Origin of the sequence: Labrys sp. WJW (genome assembly GCF_001676615.1) — a bacterium.
Classification (GTDB): domain Bacteria; phylum Pseudomonadota; class Alphaproteobacteria; order Rhizobiales; family Labraceae; genus Labrys; species Labrys sedimenti.
In genome coordinates this window covers 477,714-499,546 of record NZ_LYXZ01000001.1, presented here as the reverse complement: position 1 = coordinate 499,546, position 21,833 = coordinate 477,714, and the positions used below count along the sequence as shown (strand labels likewise).

Below are 21,833 nucleotides of genomic sequence, written 5' to 3'. Positions count from 1 at the left end.
GGCGGCTTGGCCGCGCCCGCCATAGAGGCTGGCGCCGCCGAGCACGGCGGCGGTGATCATGCTGAATTCGAGCCCGACGCCCATGTTGGAATCGGCGTGGGTGATGCGCGAGGCGGTATAGATGCCGGCGATACCGGCCATCAGGCTCGACGCCACGAAGGCAAGCAGCTTGATGCGGCCTGTGCGGATGCCGTAGATCGTGGCCGATTGCAGGTTTTCGCCGATGTAGCACATCTGCCGGAACAGCACGCTGCGCCATTGGAAGAGCAGGGCGGCGATCACCAGGACGGCCATGGCGATGATGGTGAGGTTGACGCCGAAAAAGGCCTGGCGGGCCAGGCTGCGGAACTCGCGCGGGAAGATGTTGCCGCGCAGCGTCGTGGTCATCACGCCGACGATGCCGCGCACGATCAGCATGGTGCCGATGGTCAGCATCAGGGAATTGATGCGGAACCGCACCACCAGGAAACCATTGACCAGGCCCACCACGGCGGCAGCACCCAGGGCGAGCGCGATGGCGAGCGGCAGCGAGAGACCCTGCAGCAGGAGATAACCCGAAAGGACGCCGGAAAGGGCGTAGACCGCGCCGACGGAAAGATCGATCTCGCGCAGCACCATGACATAGGTGAAGGCAAGCACGACTAGCGCCTCGATCGAGACGGCGAAGGCGAGCGAATAGAGATTGCTGGCAGTCAGGAAATTCTCACGCGTGACGGCGAGAAAGGCGCAGAGCGCGACGGTGATCACCAGGAGAGGGATCGTTCCGAGGCGGGCGCGTCGGCGGGCAAGGGCCGTGGGCGCCGCGGCGGCAAGCGGGGCTGTCTCTTGCTGGCTCATCCGATCCTCACTTGTTGCCTGCGGCCAGCGCCATGACCTGCTCTTGCGTCATCGCGGCGCCGGTGAGCCAGCCCGCGACCTTGCGGGCGCGCATCACCAGGATGCGGTCGGCGAGAAGCAGGATCTCGGGCAGCTCGGATGAAAACACCAGGAGGCTGCGCCCCTCGTCGGCGAGGTCGGTCAGCGCCCGGTACACATCCACCTTGGCGCCGACGTCGATGCCGCGCGTGGGCTCGTTGACGATCATGACGGTAGGATCGCAGGACAGGCAGGCGCTCAGCATCACCTTCTGCTGATTGCCGCCGGAGAGTTCCCGGGGCGGCACGTTCGTGCCGGCGACGCGAATGGCGAAACGCTTGATCGCTTCGCCGGCCCGCGCCACCAGGCTCCTTTCGTTCAGGAAGCCGAGACGCGCGAAACGGCGCAGGACCGGCGCCGAGACATTGTCGGCAACGCTGCGCTGCATGAAGAGGCCGGCATCCTTGCGGTTGGCGTTGAGATAGGAGACACCCGCCGCCATCATGCGGCGCGGCTCGGGCGAGGCGACGGCCTTGCCCGAGATTTCCATCTGCCCCCCTTCGAGCGGATCGAGGCCGAAGAGGGAGCGCGAAAGCTCGGCCGTGCCGGAGCCTTCGAGCCCGTAGACGCCGACGATCTCGCCGCGGCGCAGCGACAGGGAGACGTCCTCGAAACCGTCCTGCCGCCTTGCCCCCTCGACCTTGAAGACGACCGGTTCCTCGCTTGCCCTGGCAGGGCGGTCGCGGTGATGCACTTGCGCCAGCTTGCGGCCCACCATGCGGCTGACGAGGTCGCTTTCCTGCAGACCCTGATTGTCGAGGGTCTCCACCACGGCGCCATCGCGCAGGACGGTGATGCGGTCGGAGATGCGCATGACGTCACCGAGCCGATGGGAGACGAACAGGATCGTCTGTCCCTGGGTCCGGAGCCTGGCGAGCAGGTTCAGGAGGATATCGGAATCGTGGGCGTTGAGGCCGGAGGTCGGCTCGTCGAGGATGACGATCTTGCGCTCGACATTGACGGCCCGCAGGATCTCGATGATCTGGCGCTGGCTCGGAGTGAGCTCCAGCACGCGGGTGCGCGGATCGATGTCGAGCTCGAACATCGCCAGGAGTTCCGCCGTGCGCCGGTTCATCGCCGTGACGTCCACGAGCCCGCCTCGCAGCGGCGGGCTGTCGACGAAAACATTCTCGGCTACGGTCATGTTTTCGAAGACGGCGAGTTCCTGGTGCACCATGGCAATGCCGTGCCGAGCGGCATTCGAGGGCAGGAACTCGGTGACGGTCTCGCCATCGATGACCACAGTGCCGGTCGTCGGGGTGACGTCGCCCTTGATGATCTTGAGCGTGGTGCTCTTGCCGGCCCCGTTCTCGCCGAGGAGCGTGTGGATCTCGCCGCGCCGCACGGAGAAGCTGATGCCGCCGAGGGCCTTCACCGCGCCGAACGACTTGGTGACATCCTTCAGCGAGAGGACGATGTCGGCCATGGCTGGCATTCCTGTCTTGATGATCCGAAGCGGTCTTCGCGACGGACCTTCGCCCGCAGAAGCACGTTCTGCAGGCGAAGGAACGAGATTGGCGAAGGGCGGGCTTACTTGAACTTCGGCATGTTGGCGGCCAGGAAGTACTGGATGTTGTCCTTATCGATCACCTGAGTTCCCATGTAGATATATTGCGGGAAGGGGATGACGCCGGCTGCCTTGTTGTCGCTGGAGATCGGCACGGTGGCGAGGCCGACCTTCTCGTCGTTGTAGGCTTCCAGCAACTGGATCGCCATATAGGCCTGCAGTGCCGTCTTGTTGACGATGGTGGCATCGATGTCGCCGCTCTGGACGCATTCCAGGACCGGCGCCTCGCGATCGTGCACGATGACGGTGAGAGGCTTGATGTCCTTGTCGAGCTCCTCGGCCGCCAGGCAGATGCCGGTCCCGGACGAGGAATCGAGCCCGATGACGCCGGTCATGTCCTTATAGGTGTTGAACATGGTCTTGGCGGCGTCGATTGCGGTCTCGGTAGTCGCCTTGTCGTCGACGCGGCCGAGCAGCTCCCACTGCGAATTGGCCTTGAGGTAGTCCATCAGGCCCTTGAACTTGGCGTCCGTGTTGGAGGCGCCCCAATTGCCGGAGACCACCAGCTTGCCGGTTTTGCCGGCCCGCTTGATCAACTCCTTGGCCGTGTCCACGCCTGCCTCGTAATTGTCGAGGCCGACGAAGGTCAGCGCACCGCTGTCGGGTGTTACCGCCTCGATCACCACCACCGGAATGCCCTGGCTCATGGCGCGCTTGATCGCCGGCACGGCGCCCGGCTCCCACAGCGTGGTCACGATGCCATCCGGCTTCTTGGCGATGGCCTGCTCCACAGCTTCCGCATGGGCCACGGGATCCCAACTCTGGGGGCCGAGCGTGACGATGTTCACACCGAATTTCTTGGCGGCATAGTCCATGCCAAGTAGAGAATCGAGAAGATAGGGGTGCCCCTGCAACTGAGAGGCGTAGTAATACGTCCTCTTATGCTCCTGAGCTGTGCTCTGGCCACTGAAGACGGCAGTCGATAGGGCAAAGGCTGCTGCTGCTAGGCAGGAATATAGTCTTTTCACGGGCTTTCTCCCTCACAAGTTCTTGTCGCTTCCCACTTCGCGGGGAAGTTCGATTGGCTGAAACGCTAGCATCGGCGATGTGGGGTGTCTAGATAGAAATTTCCTTGCATGATTATTAGAAAGAAAGTTACTTTCACAAAACGAGGGGCTTCGAATGATGCTAAGCAGGGCGCCCGACGAACGGTTTTTGGGAGTGGCTCGTGCAAGGACCGCAAACGGAGATTACGCGACGCATCAACGCCCTGCGCGGCGGACTCAATCCGACCCTGAGGCGCATCGCCGATTTCGTGCTGGACAGGACGGCCGACGCCAAGGCCATGAGCATCAAGGAACTGGCCGAAGAAGCCGGCGTCTCCCAGTCTTCCGTCAGCCGTTTCGTGCGCCTGGTCGGCGCCGACTCCTATCAGGAATTCCGCATCATGCTGGCCGAAGGGCTGACGCGCAAAGCGGCCCGGGGCAGGGCGGCCGAGCACGAGGTCTATGAAGGCATCGCGCCGGGGGACGATGCCGCCGCGATCATCGCCAAGGTGTCGCGTCGCCAGGCCGAGATCATCACGGGGGCCACGATGACGCTGGATCCCGCCGAATTGCGGAAGGCCGCGCTTCTGGTTTCTGCGCACCACACCATCGTGTTCTTTGCGGTCGGATCCTCGCTGCTTGCCGCCGAGAATGGCGTCATGCGCTTCCTGCGCATCGGCAAGGCCTGCATCTTCAACCGCGATGCCAATATCCAGATGTTCTCGGTGGCCGGCCTCGCCGGGCGCGCCGTCGCCATCGGGATCAGCGACAGCGGCCGTACCAAGAGCACGGTGGAGGCACTGCGCGAGGCGAAGGCCCTGGGCATGCCCACCATCGCCATCACCTCGGCAGGCAGTTCGCCTCTCGCCAAGCAGGCGGACGCTGTGCTGACCCTGCCAGGCGCCGCACCCGAGCCGACGGGCGGCGAGGGTATGTATGAATCGATGGTCTCCAAGATGGCGCAACTCACCGCCATGGACGCGCTCTACGCGCTGGTGGCCCTCCAGGATCACGAAAAGGCTCTCGAGCGCCTCGACTACACCGATGGCGTCATTGCCAGAAGCCGATTGAAATAAGCGAGTATCTCATGCGCCGTGCCGCCTTTCCCCAGATTTCCGCGCCCTCCGGATTGCCCGCCTTTAACCGGAGCTGGCCCTTTGCCGGCGGCGGTATCCGCGATATCGGCATGGGTGGGCGCTATATCGAGGAGCAGCAGGTGCCGGCGGGGCCGGACGAGGTGATTGCCCGCATCGATGCCGTCTGCATCTGCTCTTCGGACATCAAGATCATCCGCATGGGCAAGGCCCATCCTCTGTTCGCCGATCGCGACCTTGCCGACAGTCCTGCGGTGCTCGGCCACGAAATGGCGCTGACGATCGTGGATGCCGGGGCCAATTGGCGCGATCGCTTCCGGCCCGGGGACCGGCTCGGCCTGCAGCCGGCCATCATGGTCGAGGGCAAGCGCCGCACCGTCGGCATGGATCTGCCCGGGGCTTTCGCCGACCATATCCGCCTCGATGCGCGCGTGCTGGCAGGCGAAGGGCCCTATGTCTTCCCGGTGCCGGCCGATGTTAGTGCCGCCACCATTGCCATGCTGGAGCCCTATGCGTGCGTGGAGGCGGCCTATCGTCCCAATTGCCGCACGAGCCTGAAACCCGGTGGCCGTCTGCTGGTGGTGGAGACCGCGGCGGGGACGCACTTCGATCTGCCGGCGCCGACGGGCGAGGTCGTCCTGGTCGGCGCCGGCGAGGCAGCGCGGGCCTGGGTAGCCGGCGCTGCGACGGTCACAAGCCATGGGAGCCTGGATGGCTTTGCAGCCTCGGAAGCTGGGCAGGCGAGCTATGACGATATCGTTCTCGCCGGCCCGCTCGACGCGGAGGCGACGGCCCAGGTAGCGGGTCGCCTCGCCAAGGGCGGCCTGATGGTCCTGGTCGGCGCACAATGCGCGCGCGAGAATGTCATCCTCGATGCCGCGCGCATCCACTATCATGAGCTCTCCTTTCTGGGCGCACCCGGCCCCTCGCTGTCGGACGCCTTTCTGCCCGCGCGCACGCGCTTCGAACTGCGCGCCGGCGGCATAGCGCTGGTGCTGGGTGCGGGCGGCGCCATGGGGCGCATTCACACCCACCGTGCCCTGGAGCTGAAGGACGGGCCGGCGACCATCATCGCCACCTCGCGCAAGGGTGCCCGGCTCAAGGCGCTGGAGGAGGACTTCGCACCGCTTGCCCGCCAGCATGGCAAGACGCTGGTGGTGATCGAGGACAGCGAGGTCGAGGCCTGCGTCGGCCGGCTGGCCCCCGAAGGCTGCGACGATGTGGTGGTGGTCGCGCCGGAGGTCGCGGTGATCGAGCGCGGCGCCCGGCTGATGCGGGCCGACGGCATGCTCGTGCTGTTCGCCGGCATGCCCTTCGGCCAGCCCTGCGCCTTGCCGCTCGGGCTGGTCTCCAGCGGCAATGCGCGCATCACCGGCTCCACCGGCTGCACGGTCGCCGACCAGCTCGCCGTCCTCGATCGCGTGGTCGAAGGCTCGCTCGAACTCTCGGGCAATCTGGAGGCGGTGGCAGGGCTTGGTGCCCTGCCGGATGCGCTCGAAGCGGTCAATGCCGGCAAGGTCTCGGGCAAGATCGCCATCTATCCCGCTTTGCTCGACCTGCCGGTGACGCCGGTGTGTGACCTGCGCCAGGACGATCAGCCAGTCCGCTGGTCGCTGGACGACGAAAAGCGCCTTTTCGACGGTGGCGCGTCCAGGGCTTCGCAAGGCTGAGCCGACACGACTATCCGCCGGCGCGCAACGGGCCGGTGGCGCGATAATGGCGGGATGAAACTGCCAAGGCCAATTCAGGGAGAGACGCCATGGCAAACGCCGTGATCGGCATCGATATCGGCACGACCGGCACGAAGACCGGCATCTACGACGAGACCGGAAAGCTGCTGGGCTCGGCTTTCGAAGAGTCGGTCCTGATCTATCCCAAGCCAGGATGGGTGGAGCAGCGGCCCGACGATATCGAAGGCTCTGTTCATCGGACCATTCGGACGGCAATGGAAGCGGGTGGGGTGAACCCTTCCGATGTGGTGGCAATTGCCCTCGATGGCCAGATGGGCGGTGTATGCACCGTCGACGATGATTGGAACGCACCTACGCATTACGATTCCTGGCTGGACAATCGTTGTGCCGCCTATCTGCCCCGGTTGAAGAAGCGTGGCATGGAGATCCTGCAGGCCTCCGGCTGCACGCCTTCCTATAATCACGGGCCGAAGATCCTCTATTGGAAACACGAATTCCCCGAGGTCTGGGAACGCATCCGCGCCTTCGTGCAACCTGCCGCCTATGTCGCCGGGCGCCTGGCCGGTCTCAGGGGCAAGGACGCTTTCATCGACAGGACCTATCTCAATTTCTCGACTTTCGCCGACACGGCCAATTGTCGGTGGAACGAGGATCTGCTCGCCGATTTCGGCCTCGACACGGCCAAGCTTCCCCGCATCGTCGAGCCATGGGACGTGGTGGGCAGGCTGACGCATGCGGCGGCCGAGGCCACCGGCCTCGTCCAGGGAACGCCGATTGCGGCCGGGTGCGGCGATCAGGCTGCGAACGTGCTCGGGGGCGGCATCGTCGATCCTGGCATGATCTACGACGCTTCCGGCACGGCTTCGGTGTTCTCGATCGTGCTCGATACTTTTGCCACCGATACCACCCATCAGGCCCTGATGACCTGTCCCCATGTCGTGCCCGGGCTCTACTATGCCATGGCCTATGTCGCCGGCGGCGGGTTGAATCTGCGCTGGTTCCGCGATGCCATCTGCGACGCGGAGAAGCCGCAATGGGAGAAAGAAGGGCTCAACCCCTATGACGAACTTGGTCGACTGGCCGAGTCCGCACCGCCCGGTGCGGACAAGCTGATCTTCCTGCCGCACCTTGGGGGGCGCAATACGCCCAACAATACGGATATGCGTGGCGCCTTCGTCGGCCTGACCTGGCGTCATGGAAAGGCGCACATGGTCCGTTCGATCATGGAAAGCATCGGCTATGAATATCTGCTCTATCTGCGCTCGGTGAAGGCGCTCGCTCCCGATCTCGTGCCGACGCGTGTCACGAGTATTGGCGGAGGAGCCCGTAGCCAGACCTTCCGCCAGATCAAGGCCGACATCCTGGGCCTGGCTTATGGGCGTCTCGATCGCGACGAGTTCGGGACACTGGGCAGCGCCATCGTAGCCGGCAAGGCTGTCGGCCTGTTCAGCGACATGGCCGATACAGCGCGCCGGTTCGTAAGGGCAGAGGGGGAACCGACCTGTCCAGACCCCGAGCGGACGGAATTCTATCAAAGCTATGCGAAGTTCTATGCCGACATGCTGGACGAGTCCGCCGGCTTTTTCGGCAGACTTTCGGCGATATGATCTGCGATTGGCGGATGGGCCGTGTGCCCCAGGTGCTTGAAACCAGACACTGGAACATCATGCCGTCGAGACCTGCGACACCCGACACAGGCAATGTCAGGGCAAATTGCGCGTCACGCTTGAAATCGTCGCCGAAATGTCTCGGCCCCAGCATGGCCTCCTTGCCTCAAAATGAGGGAAGGAGGCGTCCCCAAATCTGGGGGGTGTCAATCTTCGCTCAATGCTCTTCCCATCCGTTTCAGTCATGTCTTTCGGTCTTGTTGGCATTGTGGGGGCCAAGGCGCTGCCGACAGACGACTGCCAGCACAAGGAGCGCTGCGATGATTTCCGCCGGATGGGGAGCGAGTGCGGCGCTCGCTAGGATCAGGGCGGCTGCGACGACAAGAAGCCACTGCATGGCGCCACGATGGATTGCGCGGTCACGCACCAGCCAAAGCGCCCCGAGGTAGAGCGCGATCGGAATGGCGATGGCAAAGGAAGCGATTTGCGCAGGAACCTCGGCGCGCTTGGTAGCGAGAGCTAGGAAAACTGCAAAACCTGCCGCCGTTGCAGCGCCGGCCGCGAAGAGCACGTAGTGGCCATAGGCCCAGACCAGGACGGAGCCGAGGTTGCGGCGAAGCAACTGCTCCTTTCGGTCGAAATAGAGGCCCCACATGGAAAATGCGATGACGGAACACAGGCCAGCCAGCCAGAAATGCCCGAGGTCCGGCGTCCCAGAGTCCGCAATGATTTTCGCAACCGCGGCGAAGCATTCGCCGAGGACGATGATATTGAACATATTGTAGCGGTCGACGATGTGACCATGGTGCCAGCTGGTGGTGGTCTGCCGCTCCGCGAACGCGGGCACCGCCAGCTCGCCAAGAACACCCAGCACGAACAAAAGCGGATATATGGAGCCCTGCGGCGGAAGGATGGCGATCACCATCATCCAATAGAGTTGCATCGTGCCGATCCCTGCTGCATAGCGCAGGGCCATCGTTCGGGCGGTTTGATCGCCATTGGCGGCCCCCAGCCATAACACGATCATGCCGACCCGCATGATGACAAAGCCGGCAAGCGCAAGCCAGATCGGCTGGTCGCCGTAAGCGATCTGGATCCCGGCGGCCAGCACCAGCGATCCGAACATGATGATCATCGTCAGAACGCGAAACGCGGTCGACTTGTTATCATAGGCTGAAGCGAACCACGTGTAATTGGCCCAGGCCAGCCAGGCCATGAAGAAGCTGCTCGCAAACCGGACGGCGCCCGCGGCAACATGGCCGCTGCCGACTTCCTGCGCCAGGCCATGGGCGGCGGCTGCGACTGCAACGGCGGTCGCCAGGTCGAACATCAGTTCCAGCGAGGTCGAGCTGCGGTTCGCCTCATGCTGATCGCGGGGGGTGAGTTGAAAGATCATCGCCGGAAATGCCAAGGGCTGCCCGTCGCGCGGCCGCCGGACCTCGCGATCGAGACGAGGAGTGGCCCGATGAGGCGACCCATTGCGTCAGCTCGGCTTCTGGCCGCTCTGCGGCGAATAGAGAAACCCGACCAGGAACAGCAGAAAAGTCGGCAGGAGCATCCCGGCGACACCGACAGTTTTTTGAGCCAAGGCGCCTGCGCCGCATCCGGCGACAAAGCCGATGACGAGGATGATTGAGGTCAGCGATTGCCCCCACTCTTCGGGTCTTTCCTTGTAGCCGATGAGCCGGCGCGTGCCTGCGACCGCCAGACCGGCGATATTGCCTGTCATCAACGAAAATGGCGGCCCGAGCCTCGAATCGAGGCGCTCGATCGCCGTCAGCATGCCCATCGCGACGACAGCGAAAAGTGCGCAGGCGGAGTCAGGGCCGGTCTGGGTGATCGCGAGAGCAGCGGAGGTCGCGAACGCGCAGGCTGCGAGGACGATCGTACAGGAGGTGGCGCGGCCCAGCGGGCCGATCCAGGCGACCAGGATCGCCGCCAGGCCGGCGCCCAGCATGAAGAGCGGGAAGGTCAGGATCTGGAGCCCGTGCAGGCCGCCTTTCTCGTGGCCGATCAGGCCCAGCCCGAGGAGGATGACATTGCCGGTGACCAGGCCGACGAAGAGGCCGCCCAGATGAATGAAGAACAATGCATCGGCAAATCCGGAGATGAACGCCAGGACGAGTGAATTGCCTTTGCCACGAAGTGTTTTCAGCATGTTTTGCCATCACCCCTTTCTTTTTTGAGATGCAGCTCGACGGGACCGGGATGCGCATTCCCTGTCAGGGCGAATTGCCGTCAGGCGATATCCGGGTCTGGATCGAGGTGGATCGAGACCACGGTCGCGAGCGCGATCAACGGCGGGAGGAGGAAGACACGAAGGCCAAACAGGATGAAGACGAGCGCGGCTGCCCCACAACCGGCTGCAAAGGCAGCCATGGCCGGCGCCATCTTCCTGAGCCGGCCTCGGATTTCCGAGCGCTGCTGCTGCGACGCGCTTCCGGACAGCAGATCGGCCAGGTCCAGCATGATTTGCGTGGTCGTACCCGTCATCAGCGTCGAGGGAGGAATTTTCGGCAGATGAACGCGATGGGAGGCGTTCTGGATCGCCATTGCACAGACCAAAATCATGCCGGTCAGGATGGCCCGCCAGGTATCGCCGTCGGGGAAAGGACCCCAGGTCAACGCAAGAGCCGCGGCGATGGCGAGCAGCAGGACCTTGGTGCCGAGCATGGTCTTCAAGGTCGTGGAGCCCGATGCGCCGAAGCGAAGGCTGATCATCCGCGTCAGCAGGATTGTCAGGCAGAACACCGGAAGCGCGAGAAGCTTGGCGAAGGCCCCCGACGTGCCGTTCACGAGGGCGGCGCCGAATGTCACGAAGTTGCCTGTCACATGCGCCGTAAAGAGGCCCTGCAGCGCCAGGAAGCCGGCGGTATCGACATAACCGCCGTTAAGACTGAGCAGGAGTGATGTGCCCTGTTTCAATTGCTGGTTCCTTATTTCCGACGCTGTGGAACGTCCCATGCGCTTATCGGAGGAGCTTTGCTTCGTCATGGCCTTCTGCGGGATCAGAACGATATCGCCGCCCAGGCCGCGGCGAACGATCCGGACTTTCCGCCCGCCTGTCGTATCCGCTTTCCGGGCGTGTAGTTTACATAGGTGCCCCCGAAGGTCAGGTGCTTGGTTGGCGTCCAGGTAAGGGCCGTGGAAATCTGCTGGCCCATGTATCGGCCGGTGCCGCCGGCAGTGGCCGCGACCGGGGTAATTGCCGGTCCGTAGAACGCATCGGCCGTCGCTTCCTTCCAGAGCGGATTCCAACCGACGTTCAGCACGACGTTCCTCACCACAGTCAGCGTCAGGTTGGGCTGGATGTCGATGAGGTTGGCGGGCCCGACCAGATTCGCTTCGGAGAAATAGGGCAGTTTTGGAAACAGCGGATTGAAGGTTCCGAGCGTGCCATCGTGCAGATTGTGGTCACCGCTGATTACATCGGCGTTGAGACCGATCCGAGGCGAGAACGGTACGCCCTGGAACGTGTAGCCGAGCTCGGCCGAGACGGTCCACGCCCGGATATCGGCTGCGCCGAAGCGGCCGAATTGGTAGGCGCCTTCCAGGTCCCAATCGAAATTGTCGGTTTTACCGAACAGGCGTGCGCCAACAGTGTGCCGATGCTCATTGCCGGTGCCCCGGGCGAACTTTGCATCGTCGCGGTTGAGGCCGAAATAGTAGAGATCGGCCTTTAATGCAGGGACACCGGGAACGGGACTTGTGGCATAGACGCCCCAGAAGGCCTGGCCGGTGTCCGATTTGTCGTCGAGCGCGCCGGGGAGCAGCGAAACCGGGCGCACGAGAAAGGCATCGATGCGCGTGTCCGGCGACGCTATCCAGGCGGCGCGGACACCATCGAAGGCGCGGCGGATGTTCGGGCTTTCACGCACGGAGACGAGGCGCGAAGAACCGAAGCTCATCTCCTGTCGCCCTGCCCGAACCATGAAGCGTCCAGCGGCGGAAGGGAGCGTCAACTCGCCATAGCCTTGCATGAGATCGAAGCGATCAAACTGCGTTGCCGGAGGCGTGCCGTTCCAGGAAGGAGCCTGCCCGCTGCCCAGTTGGACGAAGGTTCTCAAATAGGGCCCGAAATGAAAGTCCGCCGAAAGGAACGAGCGGATGAGCAGGACGTCATTGTGTTCGGGCTTGGCCAAGCCGAAGACCGGATGGTTCGAGGACTCTGCGCGAAGCCGCAACTGCCCCCCGAAATCGACATAGACGCTGCCGTCCGAGGAGAGCGGGATGTTCTTCAACGCGTCGAAGGGATCCTTGTCGGATACACCGTTTGAATTGGTCTCCTGCGCCATTGCGGCGCCGCCAAATGTCAGACCGCACAAGGCAAGTGCGACACAGGATAGACGGGCCATGGGCAACTTCCTTTCTTTTGGCGTGAGGAGCCAAGTGATCGATCAGGGCTCATTGGGACCGCGCCTGCACGCACGGCTCGCATGTGCATTGCGCCGGTGGTCAGGCGAACCTGCTGGAGCTTGGGGGCGACAGCCGGCTTAACGCTGTCCGTCACGTGCGCTGTCTTTCGTCCTGGTCAGATCGTCGATGGCGACGAGAATGAATCCGCCGATGAGGCCGAGATGCTCGAAGAAGGCGTTCATCGCCATCATCCGCCCCTGGCCGGCCGGGATTTCCCAGAAGCGCAGGGCAACGAAGGTCGCCATCAGCGTGAATCCAGCCAAGGAGAGGGCCGCGAGCCAGCGCCAGAGACCGAATAGGATCATCGCACTGGCCATGAGCTCGAAGGCGATCACCGCCACCGCGAATGTCGGTGCCGGTGACAGTCCGAAATGCGTCATCTCCGCGATCGCACCGTCGAAATCGAGGGCCTTGGTGACAGGGCCCTGGATGTAGGCCGCACACAGGCCGAGATAGGCAAGGCTTCGCAGGGCGGCCGATCCGATGACCGGACGCGCGGCCGTGGCCAGTCTGGCCACGACGGTTGTTGGGGCATTCGGCGAAGCAGTCACGTCACACCGCCCAGCAGGAGCATCCGAGCGCTCCCCAGAAGCTCCTGAGGTCGGAGATCGGCAGCTTCGAGCCCCAGGCGCCGGCGTGGTCGTGACCATGTACGCCGCAGGAGGATTGACATCCGCATGAAGCGATGGCGATGCGCTGCAGCGAATTCTTGCCTGCACCCTCCGGTTCCCCCCAGGCCGCATAGCCCTTGAAGCTGCGTACCGGCGACCAGTCCGGCATCGCCGGCGGGACCGGGTTCTCGTCGAGCTTGGAGAAATCCCCGGCGCCGTAGACGATCTTGCCGCCCACCATCGTCAGGTCCGAGGTGAGGAAGGAGATTTCGTCGTCCGAGCAATCGAAGAAGTCCTTGCTGGGCACGATTGCGTCGGCGAGCTGGCCCTTCTCGATCCGGCCCCGCTTGCCTTCATCGTTGGAGAACCAGGTGACGTTTTCCGTCCACATCCGCAGTGCGGTCTCGCGATCGAGGCAATTGCGTTGCGGATAGAGGCGCAGGCCGCCGATCGTCTTGCCGGTGATCATCCAACTGAGCGAGACCCAGGGATTGTAGGACGCAACGCGTGTCGCGTCCGTACCCGCCGAGACCTTTACGCCCTTTTCGAGCATGCGGGCGACCGGCGGCGTCACCTCGGCCGCGCCGGCGCCATAGCGCTCGACGAAATATTCGCCCTGATAGGCCATGCGATGCTGGACGGCGATGCCGCCGCCAAGCGCCGAGATGCGATCGATGGACTTTTCGGAAATGGTCTCGGCGTGGTCGAAGAACCAGTTCAACCCTTCGAGCGGCGTGTCCTTGTTGACCTTCTCGAACACGTCCAGCGAGCGGGAGATCGTTTCGTCATAGGTCGCATGCAGGCGCCATGGCCAGCGGTTCTGCGCCAGCACGCGTACGACTTCCTCGAGTTCGCCCTCCATCTCCGGAGGCATGTCCGGCCGCGGCTGGCGGAAGTCCTCGAAATCCGCTGCCGAGAATACCAGCATTTCGCCGGCGCCGTTGTGGCGGAAATAGTCGTCGCCCTGCTTGTATTTCACCGAAGAGGTCCAGTTGAGGAAGTCTTCCTTCTCCTGCTTCGGCTTCTGGGTGAACAGATTGTAGGCGAGGCGGACGGTCAGCTGGCCATCGTCCGATAGCTTCTGGATGACGGCATAGTCTTCCGGATAATTCTGGAAACCGCCACCGGCGTCGATGGCGCCGGTCACGCCGAGACGGTTGAGCTCGCGCATGAAGTGGCGGGTGGAGTTGACCTGATAGTCGAAGGGAAGCTTCGGGCCCCTGGCCAGCGTGGCGTAGAGAATGGCGGCGTTCGGCTTGGCGAGCAGGAGGCCGGTCGGATTGCCGTTGGCGTCGCGGGTGATTTCGCCGCCGGGCGGCTCCGGCGTATCCCTGGTATAGCCGACCGCGCGCACCGCCGCCGCATTCAGCAAGGCGCGATCGTAGAGGTGCAGCAGGAAGACCGGCGTGTCGGGCGCGGCGGCATTGATCTCCTCGATCGTCGGCAGGCGCTTTTCGGCGAATTGATGCTCGGTGAAGCCGCCGACGACACGGACCCATTGCGGAGGGGGTGTCACCGCGACCTGGCGCTTCAGCATGTCCATCGCGTCGGCCAGAGAACGAACGCCGTCCCAGCGCAACTCCATGTTGAAGTTCAGCCCGCCACGGATGATGTGCAGATGGTTGTCGATCAGGCCGGGCAGCAGGCGCCGGCCCTTGAGGTCGATTTTCTTCGTCCTGTCATCCGCCAGCGCGAGCACGTCCTTGTCGCTGCCCACCGCGAGAAACTTGCCATCCCTGATGGCGACGGCACTCGCGACCGGGTTTGTTCGGTCAAGCGTGGTGATCTTGGCGTTGTGGATGACGGTGTCGGCATTCATGGCGGGATCTCCGTTTGAATTGCTGTCGCCGGCGCGGGCCCCCGAGACGATCGTCGGGAGCGCGAGGCCGGATACCCCGCCGAGAAAGGCGCGACGGGTGGTCTTCATCAGGTCTTTTCCTTCGATGTTTCGGAGGCCTGCGCGATGTGGCGGCCCGGCAGCTGGCCGAAGACATGGGTGATGGCATGGCTCTTGTCGCAGGCGGAGGCGAAGGCCTTGCCGGAGATCACCTGCTTGCCGACCGGGATGATCTGCTCACCGACGAGAATGCCCAGAAGACCGACGAGCGCTACGACCGGAGGCGCGGGCGAACGAACATCCAGGAGGCTGTAGATCAAGCCGACCAGCAGGCCGGCACCCAAGGAGACGAGATAGAGTTTCATCAGATAGTTTCCTCCAGAGCGGAGCCATGCATGAACCTGTGGGCGACGGTGCTGCGCGCGCCGTCGCCCATGACACTCCGAACCGTCCGGATTGCGGTTCGCAGCGGGAGGGGCGGGTGGTTCAGACTTGCTTTGCGGGGTTGGGGCCGATGCGCTCGCCGTGCTTCACGCGCTCGGGAGCCTTGTGGACCATGGTGTAGGCGTAATCGACGCCCATGCCGTAGGCACCGGAATGCTCCTTCACGATGTTCATCACTGCGTCATAGGTGTCCCTGCGCGCCCAGTCGCGCTGCCATTCCAGCAGGACCTGCTGCCAGGTCACCGGCACGACACCCGCCTGGACCAGGCGATCCATGGCGTATTTCTGGGCATCGGCGGAGGTGGCGCCGGAGGCATCGGCGACCATGTAGATCTCGTAGTCGGTGTCACGCATGCATGAGAGCGCGAAGGTCATGTTGCAGACCTCGGTCCACAGGCCGGAGCAGACGATCTTCTTGCGGCCATCCTCGGCGTTCTTCGCCAGGGCATCGCGAACGTTCTGGTCGTCCCAGGAGTTCATCGACGAACGCTCGAGGAGCTTGTTCTCGGGGAACACGGCGAGCAGTTCGGGATAGGTATTGCCGGAAAAGGACTCGGTCTCGACCGTCGTGATCGTCGTCGGAATCTTGAAGGCCTTGGCGGCCTTGGCCAGGCCGACGACATTGTTCTTCAGCACTTGCCGGTCGATCGATTGCACGCCGAAGGCCATTTGCGGCTGCTGATCGATGAAAATGACCTGGCTGTTTTGAGGCGTCAGAACTTCGTGAAGTTTGCTCATGTCTAGTCTCCGTTAAAAGCTCGGGATTGGTTGGCCGGCCTCGCGCCCCGTGCCATCAAGCGCGAGATCAGCGCGCCGCGACGAGGGCGGACAAAAGCGCACGGACCTGATCGACTTCGTCGTCGTTGATCTCGTGACCCAGGCCCGGATAGATTCTCTCGACGACTTGGCCGCCGAGGGCCGACAACACGCGGCTGCTTTCACGCACGCGTTCGACAGGGATGTGCGAGTCGATGTCGGAGCAGCCCAGAAAGACGGGCGTATCCGCGAGCGAACCGGCATAGTCCCGGGGCGTCCTGTCCGGGCCGATGAGGCCGGCGCTCAGACCGATGACGGCGCCGTAGCGGCCTGCGTTGCGGGCCGCAAATTCCAACGCCAGGCAACCGCCTTGGGAAAAGCCGAGCAGCGCGATCCGGGCCGGATCCAGATTCTTGTCCTGCAGCCACGAGACGGCATTGCCGACCTCGCCGAGCGACCTGGATAGATAGGGTTCGTTGCGATCGAGCGCGGCCAGGAATGACTGCGGATACCACGTGCCTCCCGGCGCCTGGGGCGCAAAATAGGCGATATCGGGCTGCTCGAAGATGTCGGCCAGACCGAACATGCTCTCGGCGGCGGCCCCGCGCCCGTGCAGGAGAATGACGGCCGCTTTGGCCTTGTCCAGCGATGCGCCCGTCGTTGCAATGGAGTAGTTTTTGCTCATGCTTCTCTCCATCCATCAAACGAAGTGGCTGCGCGTGCGGGAACAGCCATCATTCGCGGCTGATCGCGTTCGCTGAGATGATTGTCGGTATGTCGTTTGCAGAGGAAATTTCAGATCGGTTGACGCAATACGTCGCCGTTACTTGAGATCAGTAGAAATCATACTTCTGATCCCAGGCGCATGTGCCGCGACGCCTTGCGAATGCAATCTTCATCTCACGCGGCGGACGATAGTTTCGTTCCGATGCATTGACAATATCAAATCGTATGGCGTATTTGTCCACGATATGGCGACAAGCTGACGGCATCGACCGAGCACCGATGGTTGGCGCGGCCGGTGTGGCAACCTGCGGAGGCACGCTTGGACAAACTGACCAACATGAAGGCGTTCACGAGGGTCGTGAACCATGGCAGCTTCAGCGAAGCGGCGAGAGAGCTGCGCCTTTCCAGATCGGCCGTCAGCAAATATGTCATCGATCTCGAGATCGAGCTCGGTGTGCAACTGCTCAATCGCACCACGCAGAGCGCTGCGCCAACCGAAGTCGGCATGCGTTATTACGAGCGATGCCTGGCCATCCTCGCCGAGATCGAAGATGCCGAAACCTCGTTATCGCAGTTCCAGGTCGAGGCTCGCGGGCTGTTACGCGTCAATGCGCCGATGTCGTTCGGGACGATGTTTCTGGGACGGTTGATCGGCCAGTTCATGGCCCAGCATCCGGACCTCCAGATCCAGCTGGTCCTGAGCGATCAGCAGTTGGATACGGTGCAGGAAGGCTTCGACGTCACGATCCGCTTGACGGATTCGCCGCCGCCCAATCTCGTGACCCATGAAATCGCGTCGGTGCCGCGGATCATATGCGCATCCCCGGCCTATCTGGAAGAGAAGGGCATTCCCCAGCATCCAAGGGACCTGCGGGACCATGCTTGCCTGCACTATGGCTATCTCGAAACCGGTGCGCAGTGGAAGCTCACCGGCAAGGACGGTGATCACTGGGTACCGGTGTCGTGGTGCCTGTGCAGCAACAATGGCGAGGTGCTGCGCGACATTGCCGTCGAAGGGCGCGGCATTGCGCTGCTTCCCACTTTCATCGTTGCCTCCTGCTTGCGCGACGGCACCCTGAAGGAGGTGTTGTCGGATTATCATGCGCCCGAAATGTCGATCCACGCGATGTTCCCGCCAACGCGCTACCTGCCGTTCAAGCTGAGGGTCTTCATCGATTTCCTCATGAAATCGCTCGCCGATGGTTTCAATTTGCCAACAGGCGTCATACCGGAGCAGGGGGGCAGCAGGAATCCCTGATTACCGGGCCCAGACTCACGGCGATTGCACATTCTCCATTCGCTCGGTTCTGATGGTGTGGACGGTGCTCCACCCGGATGATCTCGGCGGCTGCCTTTTCAAGGCCGGCACGGGATGAAGATCGAAACAGCGGGTGCTTTCGTGCGCTGTTGTCGCACATTCGTCCCTGTTCCTCGCCTTGCGCCCTCGACCAATTTCACTCGCCCTGTGCGATAATCGAGTGTACGTTCGATATTCGAACGGGAGCCGGGGATGATGAAGGTGGAAAAGGACGGTGACATGATGGGGGGCTTCGCCAAGGGGCTCGCGGTCATCGAAGCTTTCGACGACGACCACGAAGCCCTTTCGATCGCCGATGTCAGCCGCTTGACCGGGCTCGACCGGGCAACAGCGCGCCGCTGCCTTCTTACCCTCCTCAAGGGAGGATATGCCAGCACGGACGGGCGGCTTTTCACCCTGACGCCGCGTGTGCTGCGCCTAGGCTATGCCTATCTCTCCGCTGCGCCATTGCCAAGGCGCCTGCAGCCCTTCCTCGAAAGGCTATCCGAAACCACGCAGGAAAGCGCTTCCGCCGCCATCATGGACGGGAGCGACGTGATCTATGTCGCGCGCGCCGCCCAAAGACGGGTGATGTCGGTCGCCCTCAATATCGGCAGCCGCTTGCCAGCCTATTGCTCTTCCATGGGGCGGGTTCTGCTCGCGGCCCTGCCACCCGAAGAGGCGCGGGCCTTGCTCGCGGGCAGCGAACGACCGGCGATGACGGCAAAGACACTGACCGATGTCGACGATCTCATGGCCGAGCTCGAAAAAGTGCGCCGATCTGGCTATGCGCTCGTCGACCAGGAGCTCGAACTCGGCCTGCGCTCGATCGCCGTGCCAATCGTCACGACAAGCGGGCGGGTCGTCGCGGCCCTCAACACTGGTGCCCAGGCGGCTCGGGCCTCCAGTGCGCGCTTGAAGGCGGAAGTCCTGCCGCTCCTGCTCGACGTGCAGGCGCAATTGCGGCAGGTGCTGGCCTGACTGAGGCGGCAGCAAGTCCCGGATTCACGTTCGCGCGCGTTCGCGCCATGCCAGCGGCGTCAACCCGAGCCGCCGGCTGAAGGCACCCGTCATGTGCTGCTGGGAGGCAAAGCCGCAATTGGCGGCGATCTCCCGCAGCGGCGCCGAGGTCGCGGTGAGCTGATATTGCGCGACCTGCACGCGCCGCTCCAGGACGAACTGGTGCAGGGGCAGGCCGGCCTTGCGCTGGAAGCGGCGGCGCAGCGTGATCACCGGCATGTCGAGCAGATCGGACAGCTCGGCGAGGCTCAGCCGTTCGGCGATATTGGCGTCGATATGCTCGCGAAGACGAGCATATTCGCGTTCCGAAAGTGGACCACAGGCGGTCTTGCTGGCGAAGGCTCGCAGCGAGCGGAAGACATCCACGAGAGCGAGCTGCGAAATGGCCTCCACGGCGATGCTGTCGGGATGCGAGGAGGCATTGAACAGGGTGCGCGCATAGGCCACCAGGCCGGCAATCGCAGGGGAGGCGATGTTGTCGATGCTGGTGGGAATGGGATCGAGGCGATAGTCCGCGCCCAGCAGTTTCTGTTGGAGTGCGGGTGCAAAGCGGAAGGCGGCAAAGCCGGCGGATACGGTGCTGGCCTCGACTGCGACGCGGCCGCCGGCGGGATGGAAGGCAGCGGTCAGGGCATCGAAACGCATCGCGGACGGGCTGCGTCCATCATAGCCCGTCTTCGCCTCGATCGCGCCAAGCAGGAGGCAGACGACATCGGCGTCGTTCTCGAATTCGAGCCGATAGGGCTTGGCTGACTCCAGATGCCAGAGCGCGCATTCGGCTTGGGCGCCGCCCGTGTTCATCGTGGCGGCGCGGCATTGCGGGGTGTCCATGGCGTCCCCCATCCGGCGTGCCTTCGCGAGGCGCGCCTGCGTTTCGAGCGTTTCCCGGCAGCCATCCGATCTTGATGCCGGACCGGCCGCATTCAAACGCACGAATACTGCCAGGAAATTGCGTCCGGTGCAATATTCGCACTATTGTGCGATATTCGAACGAAAGCCTTTCCATTGGCCTGATCAGTTTTTGTAACGCCCCGATCGTGAAAGACGCCAGCCTTCGATTTCCGGCAGCCTGCATGCAACGGTCGAGCGGCACCGTCCGCGACAGACCTCGAAGTTGGACGGCCCAAACGCCAAAAACGGGCCGGAAGAGGGGAGAACGCGCATGACTGCATCCGTGAAACTGCCGGCCCGTGCCAGCGCCAAGCCGGTGATAGCGACCGATTTCGATATCGAAACCGATATCGTGGTGGTTGGCGGCGGTGCCGGCGGGCTTGCCTCGGCGCTCTTCGGGCGCTGGGAGGGCAACGAGGTCGTCCTGCTCGAAAAAGCGCCGGAACTCGGCGGTACCACGCGCAAGGCGGCGTTCTGGTACTGGGTGCCCAACAACAAGGCGATGCAGGCGCTCGGCATTGCCGACCCCAAACCCGATTGCATCCGCTACATGGCGCGCCTGGCGAGGCCCGAACGCTATGTCGCCGATCATCCGACCTTCGGCCTCAGCCAATGGGAATACGCCATGTGCGAGGCCTTCTACGACAACGCCTCGATGGCGACCGAGCTTCTGGCCGAGAAGGGCGCGCTCGAATATCGCCATTGCCCCGACGTGCCGGATTATTGGGCCGAGTTCGGCGAGGACAAGGCGCCGAAAGGCCGGGTGCTGCTGCCCAAGGGGGCCAAGGACAGCATGTCCGATGGCGGTGAGGTCGCGATCCGCACGATGTCCGCCGCAGCCAGGCGCGACGGCATTGATATCCGCACCGGCATGCGGGTCCAGCGCCTGACGCGAGGCAGTGACGGGGCGGTGAACGGCGTGCAGGCGACCGACATCGACGGGCGCCCCACCAGCGTGAGGGCCCGCAAGGCGGTGATTTTCGCCAGCGGCGGTTTCACCCATGATGCCGAGATGCGGCGCAATTTCCTCGCCACCCCGGTGTTCGGCGGCTGTGCCGCCGTTTCCAACGAGGGCGATTTCGTGCGGATCGGCGCGGCGGCCGGCGGGCAGCTGCGCAACATGAACTATGCCTGGATGTGCCCGATCGTGCTGGAAAAGGCGCTCAATCGCGATCCCGGCCTGATCGGCACCTTCTCGCCCTCGGGCGACTCGATGATCTATGTCGACCGGCAGGGCCGGCGCGTCACCAACGAGAAGCTTGCCTATAACGAATCCGCGCAGGCCTTCTTCCAATGGGATGCCGCCAAGGGTGAATATCCCAATCTCGTGCTGTTCGCGATTTGGGACCAGCGCAGCCAGGACCACAGCGCCAGCGACGAATATGGCCGCTTCATCGTGCCGCCCGGCGTCGATGACGCCCATGTCATCAAGGCCGATACACTGGAGGGGCTGGCGGCCGGCATCGCCGAGCGCCTCGCCCGCCACGCCGACAGCATTGGCGGCCTCCGCCTCGCGGCGGATTTCGCCGCGAGCCTTGGCGCCACCATCGACCGCTTCAACGGCTTTGCCGAGAGCGGCAGGGATCTCGACTTCCAGCGCGGCGAGCGGCCGGTCGAGCAACTCTTCAACGGCCCGGTGGCCGACCCGCCGGGCAAGAACCCGACCATGTCCCCCATCGCCAAATCGGGCCCGTTCTATGCGGCCCTGCTGAGTGGCGGCAATCTCGATACCAAGGGCGGGCCGAAGACCTCGCCGCAGGGGCAGGTGCTGGACGACGAGGACCAGCCCATTCCCGGCCTCTATGGCGTCGGCAATTGCGTCGCCTCGGCCTCGGCGCGGGCCTATTGGGCCGGCGGCGGCACGCTCGGACCCATCCTCGCCTACGCCTATCTCGCCGCAAAACGTGCCCATCTCGAGCCCGTCAAGACGGCGGCGGGCAAGATCGCAGCCGAATAGAAGCATTGACAGCCAGGA

At 63.6% G+C, this 21,833-nt stretch carries 19 protein-coding genes; 6 read left to right on the top strand and 13 right to left on the bottom strand.

Translation table 11 applies throughout. The features are described 5' to 3' along the window. The 3 genes from BA190_RS02170 to BA190_RS02160 all read right to left on the bottom strand — a co-directional run. The coding region (locus BA190_RS02170) for an ABC transporter permease (RefSeq protein WP_068281864.1) at nucleotides 1-837 on the bottom strand (837 nt) is incomplete at its 3' end. Between the two features lie 7 nt (nucleotides 838-844). Beyond that, nucleotides 845-2,341 (bottom strand): sugar ABC transporter ATP-binding protein, encoded by a 1,497-nt coding sequence (locus tag BA190_RS02165; RefSeq protein ID WP_068281861.1) that lies wholly within the window; start codon nucleotides 2,339-2,341, stop codon nucleotides 845-847. A gap of 104 nt (nucleotides 2,342-2,445) precedes the next feature. Further along, complete coding sequence (locus BA190_RS02160) at nucleotides 2,446-3,450, bottom strand: substrate-binding domain-containing protein (protein WP_256390514.1); 1,005 nt, start codon at nucleotides 3,448-3,450, stop codon at nucleotides 2,446-2,448. A 200-nt stretch (nucleotides 3,451-3,650) separates the two neighbouring features. On the opposite strand from BA190_RS02160, the gene BA190_RS02155 reads away from it, so the two are divergent. From BA190_RS02155 to BA190_RS02145, 3 genes are all read left to right on the top strand, one after another. Beyond that, entirely contained in the window at nucleotides 3,651-4,544 is an 894-nt protein-coding gene (locus tag BA190_RS02155; protein WP_068281857.1) for a MurR/RpiR family transcriptional regulator, read from the top strand. Nucleotides 4,545-4,555: 11 nt separating this feature from the next. Then, nucleotides 4,556-6,232 carry an alcohol dehydrogenase catalytic domain-containing protein gene (locus BA190_RS02150; protein WP_068281855.1) on the top strand — a complete coding sequence of 559 codons (1,677 nt, stop codon included), beginning with the start codon at nucleotides 4,556-4,558 and terminating at the stop codon, nucleotides 6,230-6,232. Nucleotides 6,233-6,321: 89 nt separating this feature from the next. Next, a complete protein-coding gene (locus BA190_RS02145; RefSeq protein WP_068281853.1) occupies nucleotides 6,322-7,860 on the top strand; it encodes an FGGY-family carbohydrate kinase in 1,539 nt (512 codons plus the stop codon). 238 nt (nucleotides 7,861-8,098) lie between these two features. Here the strand turns inward: BA190_RS02145 and BA190_RS02140 are convergent, their stop codons facing one another. From BA190_RS02140 to BA190_RS02100, 9 genes are all read right to left on the bottom strand, one after another. After that, complete coding sequence (locus BA190_RS02140; RefSeq protein ID WP_068281851.1) at nucleotides 8,099-9,256, bottom strand: low temperature requirement protein A; 1,158 nt, start codon at nucleotides 9,254-9,256, stop codon at nucleotides 8,099-8,101. A gap of 87 nt (nucleotides 9,257-9,343) precedes the next feature. After that, entirely contained in the window at nucleotides 9,344-10,018 is a 675-nt protein-coding gene (locus tag BA190_RS02135; RefSeq protein WP_068281849.1) for a YoaK family protein, read from the bottom strand. Between the two features lie 80 nt (nucleotides 10,019-10,098). Then, nucleotides 10,099-10,824 carry a YoaK family protein gene (locus BA190_RS02130; protein ID WP_068281958.1) on the bottom strand — a complete coding sequence of 242 codons (726 nt, stop codon included), beginning with the start codon at nucleotides 10,822-10,824 and terminating at the stop codon, nucleotides 10,099-10,101. 44 nt (nucleotides 10,825-10,868) lie between these two features. After that, nucleotides 10,869-12,215 carry an alginate export family protein gene (locus tag BA190_RS02125; protein WP_082979379.1) on the bottom strand — a complete coding sequence of 449 codons (1,347 nt, stop codon included), beginning with the start codon at nucleotides 12,213-12,215 and terminating at the stop codon, nucleotides 10,869-10,871. Between the two features lie 138 nt (nucleotides 12,216-12,353). Then, nucleotides 12,354-12,785, bottom strand: coding sequence for a DoxX family protein (locus BA190_RS02120; protein ID WP_371260281.1), 432 nt, complete (start codon nucleotides 12,783-12,785; stop codon nucleotides 12,354-12,356). A gap of 43 nt (nucleotides 12,786-12,828) precedes the next feature. After that, nucleotides 12,829-14,814 carry an amidohydrolase gene (locus tag BA190_RS02115; RefSeq protein WP_156771319.1) on the bottom strand — a complete coding sequence of 662 codons (1,986 nt, stop codon included), beginning with the start codon at nucleotides 14,812-14,814 and terminating at the stop codon, nucleotides 12,829-12,831. Next, complete coding sequence (locus tag BA190_RS02110) at nucleotides 14,814-15,089, bottom strand: XapX domain-containing protein (protein ID WP_068281843.1); 276 nt, start codon at nucleotides 15,087-15,089, stop codon at nucleotides 14,814-14,816. The genes BA190_RS02115 and BA190_RS02110 overlap by 1 nt, the downstream gene beginning before the upstream one ends. A gap of 121 nt (nucleotides 15,090-15,210) precedes the next feature. Then, nucleotides 15,211-15,906, bottom strand: coding sequence for a hydrolase (locus BA190_RS02105; RefSeq protein ID WP_068281842.1), 696 nt, complete (start codon nucleotides 15,904-15,906; stop codon nucleotides 15,211-15,213). A 67-nt stretch (nucleotides 15,907-15,973) separates the two neighbouring features. Continuing rightward, nucleotides 15,974-16,621, bottom strand: coding sequence for an alpha/beta hydrolase (locus BA190_RS02100; protein WP_245314492.1), 648 nt, complete (start codon nucleotides 16,619-16,621; stop codon nucleotides 15,974-15,976). 348 nt (nucleotides 16,622-16,969) lie between these two features. On the opposite strand from BA190_RS02100, the gene BA190_RS02095 reads away from it, so the two are divergent. After that, nucleotides 16,970-17,908, top strand: coding sequence for a LysR family transcriptional regulator (locus BA190_RS02095; protein ID WP_068281838.1), 939 nt, complete (start codon nucleotides 16,970-16,972; stop codon nucleotides 17,906-17,908). 255 nt (nucleotides 17,909-18,163) lie between these two features. After that, complete coding sequence (locus BA190_RS02090) at nucleotides 18,164-18,928, top strand: IclR family transcriptional regulator C-terminal domain-containing protein (protein WP_068281953.1); 765 nt, start codon at nucleotides 18,164-18,166, stop codon at nucleotides 18,926-18,928. A 24-nt stretch (nucleotides 18,929-18,952) separates the two neighbouring features. Here BA190_RS02090 and BA190_RS02085 read toward each other — a convergent pair whose 3' ends face one another. Continuing rightward, nucleotides 18,953-19,798, bottom strand: a complete 846-nt coding sequence (locus BA190_RS02085) for a helix-turn-helix domain-containing protein (protein ID WP_162275036.1) — start codon at nucleotides 19,796-19,798, stop codon at nucleotides 18,953-18,955. 331 nt (nucleotides 19,799-20,129) lie between these two features. Between BA190_RS02085 and BA190_RS02080 the strand changes: the two genes are divergently transcribed. Further along, nucleotides 20,130-21,815 carry an FAD-dependent oxidoreductase gene (locus BA190_RS02080; RefSeq protein ID WP_068281835.1) on the top strand — a complete coding sequence of 562 codons (1,686 nt, stop codon included), beginning with the start codon at nucleotides 20,130-20,132 and terminating at the stop codon, nucleotides 21,813-21,815. Nucleotides 21,816-21,833: the final 18 nt, after the last annotated feature.

Excerpts from the sequence above, each read along its gene's own strand:
- BA190_RS02165 (WP_068281861.1), bottom strand. The coding sequence starts at position 2,341 with ATGGCCGACATCGTCCTCTCGCTGAAGGATGTCACCAAGTCGTTCGGC.
- BA190_RS02150 (WP_068281855.1), top strand. The coding sequence starts at position 4,556 with ATGCGCCGTGCCGCCTTTCCCCAGATTTCCGCGCCCTCCGGATTGCCC.
- BA190_RS02145 (WP_068281853.1), top strand. The coding sequence starts at position 6,322 with ATGGCAAACGCCGTGATCGGCATCGATATCGGCACGACCGGCACGAAG.
- BA190_RS02140 (WP_068281851.1), bottom strand. The coding sequence starts at position 9,256 with ATGATCTTTCAACTCACCCCCCGCGATCAGCATGAGGCGAACCGCAGC.
- BA190_RS02135 (WP_068281849.1), bottom strand. The coding sequence starts at position 10,018 with ATGCTGAAAACACTTCGTGGCAAAGGCAATTCACTCGTCCTGGCGTTC.
- BA190_RS02130 (WP_068281958.1), bottom strand. The coding sequence starts at position 10,824 with ATGGGACGTTCCACAGCGTCGGAAATAAGGAACCAGCAATTGAAACAG.
- BA190_RS02125 (WP_082979379.1), bottom strand. The coding sequence starts at position 12,215 with ATGGCCCGTCTATCCTGTGTCGCACTTGCCTTGTGCGGTCTGACATTT.
- BA190_RS02115 (WP_156771319.1), bottom strand. The coding sequence starts at position 14,814 with ATGAAGACCACCCGTCGCGCCTTTCTCGGCGGGGTATCCGGCCTCGCG.
- BA190_RS02110 (WP_068281843.1), bottom strand. The coding sequence starts at position 15,089 with ATGAAACTCTATCTCGTCTCCTTGGGTGCCGGCCTGCTGGTCGGCTTG.
- BA190_RS02105 (WP_068281842.1), bottom strand. The coding sequence starts at position 15,906 with ATGAGCAAACTTCACGAAGTTCTGACGCCTCAAAACAGCCAGGTCATT.
- BA190_RS02100 (WP_245314492.1), bottom strand. The coding sequence starts at position 16,621 with ATGGAGAGAAGCATGAGCAAAAACTACTCCATTGCAACGACGGGCGCA.
- BA190_RS02090 (WP_068281953.1), top strand. The coding sequence starts at position 18,164 with ATGAAGGTGGAAAAGGACGGTGACATGATGGGGGGCTTCGCCAAGGGG.
- BA190_RS02085 (WP_162275036.1), bottom strand. The coding sequence starts at position 19,798 with ATGGACACCCCGCAATGCCGCGCCGCCACGATGAACACGGGCGGCGCC.
- BA190_RS02080 (WP_068281835.1), top strand. The coding sequence starts at position 20,130 with ATGACTGCATCCGTGAAACTGCCGGCCCGTGCCAGCGCCAAGCCGGTG.